Consider the following 11969-nt stretch of genomic DNA (forward strand, 5'->3'; position numbering starts at 1 on the left):
GGACTTTGATCGAGCGTAATGGCGGGTCGCTGTTGCTTAAAGCAGCAACCGACGCGCTACCAGCTATTTTGACTGGCAACTGGTCAGCAGTCGCGGCCCAAGTGGTTGTCGATGCTAAGGCGGCTGGTGCGGCGACTTTGGCTGAGGAAGAACAACTTGCTGCATCAACGGCGCTGCAAGTTGTGCAAGCTGCGGCGGCAGTTGTTCCTCAGAACCCAACCGTGACCACGGCAACGGCCTCCACTGGGTCGTAAATGAAACAGCTTCTCGTCTCTCTTTTGCAATGGTTAGCCGAGAAATTTCTCCACGTTCTTTGGTTTCCCAAGTTTCCTGTGTCTTTTTACGAACGTCTAGGCATTAAGGAAGCGCAGAAATGGGTAGACGAGAAGCTGTCCGACCAGGCTGAAGCCAATAAACCCCACGGGGTTATCACGGTATCCCCGCCACCCGACCCTAACATGACGGATGCCGAGCGTGAGCGCCAAGAGGAACTTAGAATACCGTAAAGAACTGTTTGCCGATATTGTTAAGGAACTTCCTCCTCTTTTTGTGCTGCACTGGCAAGAAATAGCCCTAGATCGAGATGTTATTGAGCTTGCGCCGGACTGGAAACGCTACCTTGCAATGGAGCAAGCAGGCCAGCTTCATATCATTACCGTCAGGGATAACCGGGTTTTGGTCGGCTATTTTTTTATTGTGCTATTGCCGCACCTGCACTACTGCACAACCCCAATGGCTTTTTCCGACATTCTTTTCCTTTTGCCTGGCTATCGCAAAGGATTGGCTGGACTGCGACTAGTTGCCGAAACCGAGAAAATGGCACGTGCATTAGGCGCAAAAAGGTTTTATATTATGTGTAAGGTTTATCATGATCTTGACCGCCTATTGGCACGTCTAGGCTTCAAATGGGTTGAAAAGGTCTTTACGAAATTGCTTTAGGGGGGCAATCATGGGCGGTATTGTTGGTGGTTTATTCGGGCAAAGCACCCCATCGGCCCCTAACCTGACGACTTGGCAGCCAGCGAACGTTACGGGCGCGGATAACCAATTCTATAATACTGTCAGCAACGACCTATCTACTAATCCCTATACGGCTAACGCGAATAACTACGCGGAACTCTACTATTCAACTACAAACAACCCTTACTATAACAGTGGGCAAGCTGCGGCCACCCAAGCGCAAAACGCTTATGGAGCCCAAGGCAATGCTGACATGATCACTGCCAGCAATCTCAATAGCGCTATCCCGCAAGATTTGTCTTACGCCAATCAGGTTATGCAACAGGCTTTGGACCCCAACCAGGCCCTGTTCCAACGCACACAGCAACAGCTGATTGACCAGTCGAATGCCAATAATGCGGCAAGCGGGGTGTCTTCGTCGGGCTACGGAGCCGATTTAACTAACGAAGCGCTAGGAAATTTTGACATAAACTGGAATACCCAACAATTAAATAACGCTCTTGCAGGGTTATCGGGGTATAATAGCGCCGTTAGTAATGCTGGTCAGACAGGTGTCCAGGCTAACCAGATCGGGGCTGCCGGGGCTCAGCAGCTTGGCGCTTCCGGGCAACAGCAGTATAATTTATATAATCAGCAGCAGGGTCTCAACCTAGGCTCATTGAACGCCTTGACGGGTGCCGGGGCTTCAGGCCAGTCGCTTAACAACAGCAGTCTATCACAACTGATGAGTTATTTAGGGCTTGGCGCACAACAATCCAACAACCAAGCACAGCTCAACAACACTAATTACCAGAACCAGTTGGCCGCTTCTCAGGCGAGCCAGCAGGGTCTTGGGAACCTGTTTAACGGGGCTGTTGGTGCTGCTTCTAACCTTTATAACAGTTACAATTCTGGCGCCGGGTTTATTCCTTCTGCTCTCTCGTTCTTGGGAGGTTAATATGGGTAGCCTGTTACGCTCTTTATCCGCCGCTGGTAACACTATGGAGTACCTACAGCAGCAGAATGACCGGCACAAACTCGTGCAAGCTCAGCTGGCTCAAGAGTACGCCAATATTCAAAACCAGCAAGAAGAAAGGAGGATGAAACAGCAACAGCTGGACCAGGAACAATCTAAGTTGCAGCAGGAACAGCAAGCCCTAGCAGCACTATTAGGAGGCCAAGCAGGGGCGGCACCGCAAGGTGGGCAAGGTATGCCCCAGGGCGCACTTCAAGGTATGCCCCAGGGCGCACTTCAAGGTATGATCCCGCAAGCAGCTCCTCAGTCTCAACAAGGCGGGCAGGGCGGCGTGGGAGCTAGTCAGGTATTAGCAGCGCTTGGCGGCGCTCAAGGAGTTCCCCAAGTCCCCGCGCAGCAATTACAACGTCCCCAAGGACAGCCGATCCCGCCTCCCCCTGGCGGGAACAGTCCACTAGTGCAGCCGATGCAACAACCACAGCAAGCTCCCCAAATACCGATGGGGGGTCAAGGTGGCGCACCTGCCGGTCAGGATATGATAACTAAATTCAAATCGCTGCCCGCGCAGACCCAAATGCAGTTGTTGCGGTCTAATGTCTTGCCTGCCCAAGTGAAGCAAGCCCTAATTATGGGTTCAATGGGTGGCCGTTCAGGGAGTATGGATCATATGGCGGCTGCTAAAGTACGACTATTCCAAACCTATGTTGCTAATGGCATGGACCCAACTCAGGCCATGGCGCAGACGGACCAGGAAATAGGCTCAATATACGGCCAACAGGCACCCCAACCAACGCAAGGCGGAGCCCAAGGGCAACCTGGCACTAAACCAGTACGCATCGACAAACCGGCCCTTGCAAACCAAGCTAAAACCATGGCTTCGTGGGATACCACAGACGAGAAAATTAAAGAGCTTGAGGATGAGCTTAACCGGGCCGACAAACTAAACAGCAGCGGGGAATATAAATCCGGCCCCTCGAGCCCTGTGCGCGGTAAATTTGATGAGCTTATGGCCGAGCAAGGTCTAGGCGGGGAGTCAATGAAAAAGGCAGGCGAGGGCGCTGAGCTTTATAAGAAAATCTCGGCTAACGTCATTCTCGATACGTCAATCCTCGACACATTACCAAGCAACCGGGCTACTAATCAGCTACGGACTTTCATCGCTAATGGTAAATTTGGCGACGAGTATCTGCCCGAAGTTAATGATAAAATTATCCAAGCACAGAAAGCGGCGATCGCCACGGCGAAAACATACCGGCAGTTTTATGAGCAGTATGCTAAAAACTCACCCAACGGCACTTGGGACGCTAATGCTGGTAAAGCCTGGGAGGCTCTAACGGAGCAGTATCCCTTTTATGATTTTAAGAACAACAAGGCTTTACCGGGTAATGTTAAAAAGGCCCAAGCGGCACTTAGTCAGTATACCGCTAAACTAGGCGCTGGCAAAAACCCTGACGAGGACACTAGCCCAGGGTCCGGCATACCGCTACCTAAAGACGACACACAGAATAATGATCCATTTGGTATTCGGTGATGCCCACTCTAGAAGAAATCCGCGAGCAGTATCCGCAGTATAAGGATATGAGCGACAAAGACTTAGCTGATGGCGTGTATAATAAATATTATACAGATATGCCTAGGGAGCAGTTCGACCAAAAGCTAGGCATTAAGCACCAGGCCCCTGCTGCGGATCATCCGGCTTCGTGGTTCGAGCGCCAGAAACAATTAATGGTAACTAATTTCCAAGAACAAAATGTTGGTATGAACCAGATCGCTAACCAAATCGGCTTAGGGCCGACCGTGGGCAAAATTTCGCAAGCCCTCGGCGGCCCGCCCCAAGCGTCGCCTGAAAAACTGGCTGACCTAGGGCAAAAACTTAACGCCCAACACGAAAAAGTTGGCCCAGTTAATAACTTAATGGATTTTGTCAAAAACATCCCAGGGGAAACGCTTAATCCGATCGGAATGCTCCCCGTCCCTGGCGGGCCAGCCGCGCGTGAAGGCGCTAACCTAGTCACTAAGTTATTGACGGGTGCGGGTCGTGCCGCACTCAAAGGCACCGAGCAAGGCACGCTTCAGGGGGCTGTCGCTCCTTCCGGGGACAAGAACCAGACACTCGAGGACCGCGCAACCCATGCTGGTAAAACAGGGCTTGTGACAGGGGCTGCCAACGTCGGTTTAGCCGGTGCCGGTGCCGCAGGTAAGAGTATTGCTAAGTCGCTAACAGGCAATATGGGCGGCAAGATAAGCGATGCCGCTGCCGCAGCTCTAGCCAAAATCACTAAAACCGCTGGCGGACCATTCTATGACCAGTTACAGCGCATGGGTGTCAAGCTTAAGACTAATGATACAGCCGACGTAGTACAGAAGAAACTTGTCGAGGGGCATGAAAACTACGGTGAGAGTATTCTTAACGCGGTGGCCCCCGACGAAATCGGACCTTCACGGGCCGGTAAAGTTTCGCCAATAACAGTAGGCGAGGATTTCACACGCGGCTACCAGACTGCTAAGGCGGCTGAACAGCGCCGATGGGCCATGGCTGAGGCTCGAGCCAACAAAGTGACGCTTACCAATAAGGACATACCCGAAAGCTACATTCCTCAGCTTCAGGAGTTTCAGAAGGCGCTTAACCAGAACCTCGACGCCGATAAAAATCTCAATCCAGTGGTTAACCATATCAATAAGATGTTTAGCGATATGGGGATTATACCTGAAGATCGAGCGACCAAACTTAAGCCGGGGGCTACCGATGTTGAAAATTTCGACTATTTACAAAAAGTGCAGGCACGCGATACTGCTTTGGCTAACCGCAAGATACCCGTTGCAGCCGTGGTTGAGCTAAACAAGATCATTAATGAAACATTTAAAGATGGGAAATACGTCAGCCGTAAAGATGTGCCCTACGCCGCGATTAAGTCTCTCAACGATGACGTGATTGCTGCTGGCGAAAAGAAGGACCCTCAATTTGCCGAGGAGTACAGACGCGCTAATGAAACCACGATGCAAAACGCCGAGAGGTATAAAACAGACGTGCTCCAAGGCATCGGACTAGATGCTAAAGTTATCCAAAGCATCCGTGCTGTCGATAGGGGCCGTCCGCTTAATCTCGACGCCAAGGAACAGCTGATTAAAGTGGTCCACAACATCAAGGACGAAGTACAGCTCGAGGCCATCGGCCCCCCCGTTCTCAGTCAGCATACTTTCAACCTAGTTGCACGGGCTAAGCTGGCCGACATCATGGCCGAGGGTACTATTAACCCCAAAGCATTCGAAGCCCACCGCGAACTGATCAACGAGATTTTATCGCTAACAGGTAAAGACAAGCAGTTAACGGCTAAAATTACCAATTATGAGCAACTAGCTACCAAATTACAGGGGTTGCGGGAGCCGATCGAGGGCATGTCTGACGAGGCGGCGCTCAAGTCCGCTAAGAAGGGCTTGCTCGGCCTGTTCACAGGGCACTACGCATTCGCCGCTTCGCAAATGCGCGACGTATTAGCGCCCCCGCTGAAAGCCGATGCCCAGAAGCTGCTGAATATCGGCAAACAAGCCTTCGATCAGCGCCCTGCGGCTGCGGTCAAGCAAGGGCTTAGCATCACTATTCATCCACTGCTTCAAAACGTACCCTCGGCGGCAGTCGGTAATTATTTAGGTAGAAATCCCAAGGCAAAGGATGACCAATGAAAATCCTCGTCATCGACGCGCAAGGGGTTTCGCTTGACTGGTCATTGCGGTGCATGGCCGACGGCCACAAGGTTAAATGGTATATTCCTTGGTCCGAGAAAACCAAGAACATTGGCAAAGGGCTGATCGAGCGTGTTGAGGACCCCTACACCTGGGCTAAGTGGGCCGACCTCATTTTCTACACGGATAACACTAAGTACGCCCATCTCGTTGATACATGGCGCAAGCAAGGTATCGCTGTTATTGGATCAACAGTCGAGTCTGCTAACTGGGAGCTGCAACGTGGCATCGGACAAGATATTCTAAAGAAATGCGGCGTCAAAACCGCCGAGAGCAAAGTATTTAATGAGTACGACACCGCGATCGCGTTTGTTAAGCGCAATATGAAGCGCTACGTGTCCAAGCCTACGGGGGATGCCGATAAGGCATTATCATATTGCTCTAAATCCCCTGAAGATATGGTTTTTATGCTTCAGCGATGGAAAAAGCTCGATAAGCTCAAGCAGCCCTTTATCTTGCAAGAATTCATCCCCGGTATTGAGATGGCAGTCGGTGGCTGGTTTGGTCCTGGAGGGTTTAATAAAGCGTTTTGTGAAAACTGGGAATTCAAGAAGCTCTTGAATGACGACATGGGTGTAGCGACCGGCGAACAAGGCACTGTATTACGCAATGTTTCCAAGAGCTTATTAGCCAATAAAGTGCTGTTGCCTTGTGAAGAAGAACTCGCAAAAATTGACTATCAAGGTTACGTCGATGTAAACTGCATCATTGACGATGCCGGGACACCGTGGCCGCTTGAGTTCACCATGCGACCCGGCTGGCCGCTGTTTAATATTCAGCAGTCACTTCATAAGGGAGATCACGCAGAATGGCTCCTAGGGCTGGCGGAAGGAAGGGATGGTGACAATTGGGACATGACGCAGGTAGCGGTGGGCGTGGTACTGTCGATACCGGACTACCCGTACAGCCACATAACCCGCAAGGAAGTGACGGGGATACCAATTTATGGAATAGAAAGTTCAACCGCGCCATGGATACACCCTTGCGAAATGATGCTTGGCGTCGCGCCCGTGACCGAGAACAACAAGGTCGTGGACCGGGCCATGATGGTAACGGCGGGGGATTACGTGCTAGTCAGCAGTGGAACGGGCTCGACAGTAACCCAAGCCAAGGCCCAATCGTATCGGGGCTTGAAGGCATTGACCTTACCCAACTCCCCGATGTATCGGACGGACATTGGGAACAGGTTAAAGAAGCAGCTACCCCTGCTCCAAAGCCACGGCTATGCAACGGGTCTGGTGTATTAGACGACAACGGCTCGATCCTCGACAACCTGATACCTAAAGCACTGGCGGTGATCGAGGAAACTATGGACATCCCGATACCGGACCCGAGCGACGAGAATTACGTCAAAGTGATCTCGGCCCGCAAGGATGCAGCTATCTCCCTGGTAGGCATGGGCCTCAAGGCCGACGAGAACCGTTTTAAGAAGCGCAATAACGACGTGTTGGCGAAGCTATTCCTAGCCATGCACCAAGAAGGATTACTACTCGAGGGTCAGGCTAAGGTGATTAATTAATTAATTAATAAAGCTGCGGCAATAGCAAGTTTCTTAATCATTCGAGCACCTTATGGGACATAGACGAGGGTGTAGGCAGTCGATGCCGCGCTACCGACACAAGTGATTGGCCCATTAGGGACGAACGTGTCGAATTTCAAATTGCCCTGGGCGGGAATAGCGACGCCGTTGCCGTTAGTTACGGGGGTCGAGCCATCAAATGAGCAGGTCATGCTGTTAGAGGCTGAGGTGTTGGCAATAAGCAAAAACCCACGGAGACCGTCAGCAGCCAAAAGCTGCGTCGCTGTAGTACCTAGCGTGGCTGCCGAAGCTTCCGTGGGGGAGCCGGAGGTCATTGGAGCGAGGAAACTACCACCGCCAGCGAAGGCAGGCGTGCCCAAACACAGTAAGCCCGCGAAAACTAAATATTTAAGCACACCTACCCCCGTGGAGAACTTCGGATGGTGGCCATTGTACTGCTTTTACTTTGTATCCGCAATTGTTTTAATTACCGCTTTTTGCTCCTGTACCAGTCGAACCGTGGCCTCACCGACCATGGGGTGTGTGGTGTCTATTTCCCAACAGGGTGTCTTGACAGGCGGTAAATTCGACCCTGCGGTAAGCTGTGTCAGCCGGTGGCGGTTGAGCACGATATGCAGTTTCTCGAGCATCGCCACGGTTGATATATAGGAAGCCCCGGTCTTACCGCACCAGGTACGGACAGCCTGGTTTGATACATAGAGCCGATGCGAGTGCAGCTCATTCCGCATCATCACCGCTTTTCGCGGTTCTTGGTAAATAGTGCAAGCAGAAAAACCGTTATGGGGGCCACTAGCATAAACACAAGCGTCACTGTTCTCCCGGATAAACCGCATTAATGTTGCCACCTCGTCTTGGTGGAATTCTTGACGGGATACCTTGGCTTCAGTACCCTTCGATAGCGCCCACTTCATCAGCGCTTCAGTGTTAAAGGTTAATATTCCCATCTTATTAACAAGCGTGGCGGCAACCGCGCAGCAAGCCATTATGTAGACGTTGTATCGGTCGGCAGGGCTTGCTCCAAGAAGCTTAGTATAGTTATGTACTGCCTGAGCGATAGCGGCATTAATGTATTCTTTGACTTTTGGCTGAACGATATAGGATAAATACTTATAGCCAGCCCATCCTCGATTTGCGTGTAGATCACCTGAAAGACTTCGCCCTTCGTCTCCGGTAATGTTTTCAGGGAGGACCACATCAAGTTCAAACACGCGGTTTGCCATGGGTTCAGAGGAGGGAGTTCCACTTAGATGCTCCATTAGTGAATAGTTAGACGCGAAAATAAGGATGGTTTCCCAACCTTCAGGCGCTTGCGTCACCACACCGCTCTTGGTGCCTCGGCTTTTACCGAGGCCGATCGTGAAATCCGACACAAAATCTTGCGTAATCTGTACACTGGTAGGCTTCCATTCATCGTAAATAACTGGTAAATTACAGGCAGTTAGAACCACGCGCTCTTTAGCCACTTTAGTGTCACTGTTCTTAATCTGAAGTGCTTGTAGAGTGCCATAGACCGACGCCATGGCTGATAAAATGGTGGATTTGCCCTTACCTGAGCCGCAGGACATTGAGTAGATCGCACCGCCCTCCTGCCCATGCGTGATAAATTTCATCAGCGGAGCAGCGAAGGGCATTAATAAACTAAAGCCTTGAGCCTCGAAACCAGGGGCAAAAAAAGTATTGGCCAAGACGGACCATTTCTCGAGGCTACCCTTGGGGGCGGGGGTAAACATGAAAGCCCTATTCCCGGCCTCATTCATCCCTGGGCATTTCAATACCTTACCATCAGACTTAAACAGCGTGTCCCCAACGAGAAAAGCCTCCATGTCGTCTTTCCAGCCATATTGTTCATGCTGTATACCCTCGTCACCTAGCGATTTCATATGCTCTATACTAGCCTCCAAAAACAGGCCAAAACTGCGGGCTGACGCTAGCCGTGGGAAAAACCCATTGCGCGCCATCTCAGCCATGGCTGACGGGCCGCGTAGCAGCTCAGCAGGCACTTCAAACTTATGCCAGTCGCGGTGCGGCTCTTTCTTACTAAACTCAACAGTAAAACCCTTCCCCGTAATGCTGCGCCGTAAAGCACTGACATATATAGGGAACGGACTAATAATCGTCTCCTGGGCCTCGCCTTCCTTGCTTACCGTGTGATGAATGAGCGTTCCCTGCCTAGTCACCGAAAAATGGGGCGGCAAAGGTAGTTTTTCCTCATCCACTTCAACATAGGGCGGGGCTACGTATCCCGGTCGTCCGAGCACGATGGGGGATGTAATGTGGTGCGGACAACCTTTACATCCTTCTGGGTTGAGTTCACGCAGTCTTTGGCACGTCGTAGGGCCAGCAGCTTCACGCGCCTGCCGAAATTTAGCGTCGGTGGCGGCTTCAGAATATTCAGGATGACCGCTAGACCAAGCCTGGGCAAATTCCAGGCCATCGACGCAATGAGCCAGCAATCCGAGATGAGCATACCACAGTGGTTCAGAGACATTACCTTTGGCATCTCGGAACGCCCGTACTTGCTGGCAAGCTCCTGCAATTCCTTCGGGGGAAGATGTAGGATTGTTGTCGTATATTTTGGCAATTTTAGCGCCAACGTCACTTCCAAATAAGTCTGACTGTTGATGCGATCCATGAGCCACTCGGCCCAACACAGCGACAATAAATCGGTCCGCATCAACTTCCGGTTCAATTTCGTCACACTGCACCTCTTTAGGGTTTTCAGGGTCTTTGTAGTTGTAGGTGTCAGGCACGCGCAAAATAGAGGCTATGTCAGCAGTCCGGGAGGGGTCTGTGGATAACTTGTGCTCCCGACATAGCTCCTTAAGGCGTACTGCTACCCTAAACCATTCTGCCCTTTCCAGGACTCTGTTGATGATCCACCAAGCGTGAACACCATTTCCGGTCCAAACGATCGTGGGTCTTGGGAGGCCGAGGAGAACCGCGAATTGGTCAACGGCTCCTGCGGCGGTTTCGGCGTCTGGATAGGGCTTGCCTGGGCCAGCGTCAACGTCAAGCCAGAAGGCCCGTACACCAGCTGAAAACTCGCCCCGTCGCGTGCGCTGACTAAAGCTTCCACAACTGATGTAACAATTAAATCCCGCACGCGATTTGGTATTGAGCCATTGTGCGAGAAATTTGTGTCGGGGCTCGCCGGGTCCGTACCACTCATGAGTTATCTCCTCTGTTATTGGATTTATAGCTACCCCGGCGACCCAATTGTCCTGCGGCAATACCTTTTGGACGAACTCCTCTAATGATGGCATCGCGCACTTCCTTTACATAGTCCTTGCGTTCAAACTGCGTGATGGTGAGGGGCATGGGGAAATACCCCATATCGATCGCCTTATCTATTCTTACCAACTCGCCTTCCACTAAGGGTATCCAACGATCCCGAGGTGGCGTGCCTCTAATCCAGTTATTAACCGTACTGCGGTCAATTTGAGTAAAGCACGCCAAATCAGAAATAGTAAGCAACCCTTTAGCCTGGATAGACTTAAGTCGCTTATCGATCGTACTCATTGGCACCCCCTTGTGGCGCATCGAAGATACCGTCAAGCAAGCTGTCTAAAGCTGCGTCTGAGGGAGGCGGGTTAACCAGCGTGGCCGCTGCTGCATTTGGCTTTGCCGCTGGCGGGTCGAACATATCCATCTGCTCGCCGGGTTGAGCGTTATCCGCCTCGATCTGCGCCTTGGTCCGCCTTACCCGCCTCGGCGCTTCAGGAGCTACAGGCGGGGATGCAACAGGGGCGGCTGGTACTATCACGGGGGCAGGAGGAGCCTTGTGGTATGTCACAGTGGTCCGCACCTCGGGTGCCGCTGGCGCATCCATCCCGATAACCTTGAGCTTTTTATCGCTCGTCAGCTGCCGCATGATAATAGCCACGGTATTGTCGTCGATATACCCCTTGGGCGTAAAGATCAGCTTGGGGAAATCCGTCTCCTCGTCAAACGACACTTCGAAAATGACTGAGGGCACAGGAACACCAGCCTTAGCCATTTTGCCCATGGTCGCAGCTAAATCCTTCATGGATGCGGCGGGGACCGACAACTCATAAATCAAGCCATCAGGGTCCTCCGCCAAAACCACGGCTAGGCGCTTACTGTCTGAACACGCCTTACTGCTCTTACCGCTCGTGGTAATTTTGCTACCCCAAACATTATGCGGGCAAGCCGCGCAGCCAGCCGATTGCGGACTGGCAACCCCTGGGTTAGGCCGCTCGCCATTGTCGGAAGCACAATCCGGTGCCTTGGCCTCAGTAGCCGGATCGTAGGTTCCGGCATACCAGCGCTTCGATACGTTGGGATTACCGTCCAAAATGATTAAAGGGATAGTTAAGTTTTGCCAAACTTCCTCTTCTCCCTTTTCGCCGGTCAAGCGGAAGCGCGAAGCTTTGATGCCAATTTTCGGATGGCCTCCAAGCGGGATACCGCCCATGATGCTACTAGCGATATCACCTAGCTGCGCCTTCATCGCGGCAATACTTGCTGGTAATTTATTATTTGTAGGTACTAATTCCATAACATTCTCCTCTTGAGGGGTTGGTATCTTATACTTAAATGAACTTAATTCCCAGTACTGCCGGAGGTATACCTAGACCCGTCGGACACTAACTGTAGCCATTGACGACACTTTTACACCTGGCGGCTGGATTTTGTGCTGCTTAATATACTCTTGTACACCACACTTACCAGCGCGAAGGTCAGCGACCTCCCAACGCGCAAGATTAATGACATTCTCGAGGTCTAAACCATAAGTCTCGGCGACAGGACCGA

At 51.7% G+C, this 11969-nt stretch carries 13 protein-coding genes; 8 read left to right on the top strand and 5 right to left on the bottom strand.

What is annotated here, in order from left to right:
* The 8 genes from AC1W8Y_RS14575 to AC1W8Y_RS14610 form a co-directional block, all read left to right on the top strand.
* Positions 1-254: hypothetical protein (locus AC1W8Y_RS14575; protein WP_482015221.1), on the top strand; the 254-nt coding region annotated here is incomplete at its 5' end.
* Positions 255-506, top strand: a complete 252-nt coding sequence (locus AC1W8Y_RS14580; protein WP_482015222.1) for a hypothetical protein — start codon at positions 255-257, stop codon at positions 504-506.
* Positions 475-939, top strand: a complete 465-nt coding sequence (locus AC1W8Y_RS14585; RefSeq protein WP_482015223.1) for a GNAT family N-acetyltransferase — start codon at positions 475-477, stop codon at positions 937-939. Before AC1W8Y_RS14580 ends, AC1W8Y_RS14585 begins: the two co-directional genes overlap by 32 nt.
* A gap of 10 nt (positions 940-949) precedes the next feature.
* The gene (locus AC1W8Y_RS14590) at positions 950-1897 is read left to right on the top strand and encodes a hypothetical protein (protein WP_482015224.1); all 948 of its coding nucleotides are present in this window, start codon (positions 950-952) and stop codon (positions 1895-1897) included.
* On the top strand, positions 1818-3446 hold the full coding sequence (locus AC1W8Y_RS14595; RefSeq protein ID WP_482015225.1) for a hypothetical protein: 1629 nt from the start codon (positions 1818-1820) through the stop codon (positions 3444-3446). The genes AC1W8Y_RS14590 and AC1W8Y_RS14595 overlap by 80 nt, the downstream gene beginning before the upstream one ends.
* A complete protein-coding gene (locus AC1W8Y_RS14600) occupies positions 3446-5596 on the top strand; it encodes a hypothetical protein (RefSeq protein ID WP_482015226.1) in 2151 nt (716 codons plus the stop codon). Before AC1W8Y_RS14595 ends, AC1W8Y_RS14600 begins: the two co-directional genes overlap by 1 nt.
* Complete coding sequence (locus AC1W8Y_RS14605; RefSeq protein WP_482015227.1) at positions 5593-6903, top strand: hypothetical protein; 1311 nt, start codon at positions 5593-5595, stop codon at positions 6901-6903. The genes AC1W8Y_RS14600 and AC1W8Y_RS14605 overlap by 4 nt, the downstream gene beginning before the upstream one ends.
* A 62-nt stretch (positions 6904-6965) precedes the next feature.
* Positions 6966-7175, top strand: a complete 210-nt coding sequence (locus AC1W8Y_RS14610) for a hypothetical protein (protein ID WP_482015228.1) — start codon at positions 6966-6968, stop codon at positions 7173-7175.
* A gap of 50 nt (positions 7176-7225) precedes the next feature.
* Here AC1W8Y_RS14610 and AC1W8Y_RS14615 read toward each other — a convergent pair whose 3' ends face one another.
* The 5 genes from AC1W8Y_RS14615 to AC1W8Y_RS14635 all read right to left on the bottom strand — a co-directional run.
* Positions 7226-7591 carry a hypothetical protein gene (locus AC1W8Y_RS14615; protein WP_482015229.1) on the bottom strand — a complete coding sequence of 122 codons (366 nt, stop codon included), beginning with the start codon at positions 7589-7591 and terminating at the stop codon, positions 7226-7228.
* Between the two features lie 45 nt (positions 7592-7636).
* Positions 7637-9946: a DUF927 domain-containing protein gene (locus tag AC1W8Y_RS14620; protein ID WP_482015230.1), complete on the bottom strand. Its 2310-nt coding sequence runs from the start codon at positions 9944-9946 to the stop codon at positions 7637-7639.
* 415 nt (positions 9947-10361) lie between these two features.
* Positions 10362-10715, bottom strand: a complete 354-nt coding sequence (locus tag AC1W8Y_RS14625) for a hypothetical protein (protein WP_482015231.1) — start codon at positions 10713-10715, stop codon at positions 10362-10364.
* A complete protein-coding gene (locus tag AC1W8Y_RS14630) occupies positions 10699-11715 on the bottom strand; it encodes a hypothetical protein (protein ID WP_482015232.1) in 1017 nt (338 codons plus the stop codon). Before AC1W8Y_RS14630 ends, AC1W8Y_RS14625 begins: the two co-directional genes overlap by 17 nt.
* 72 nt (positions 11716-11787) lie before the next feature.
* On the bottom strand, positions 11788-11969 hold a 182-nt coding region (locus AC1W8Y_RS14635), incomplete at its 5' end, for a hypothetical protein (RefSeq protein ID WP_482015233.1).

Source organism: Jezberella sp., assembly GCF_964834465.1.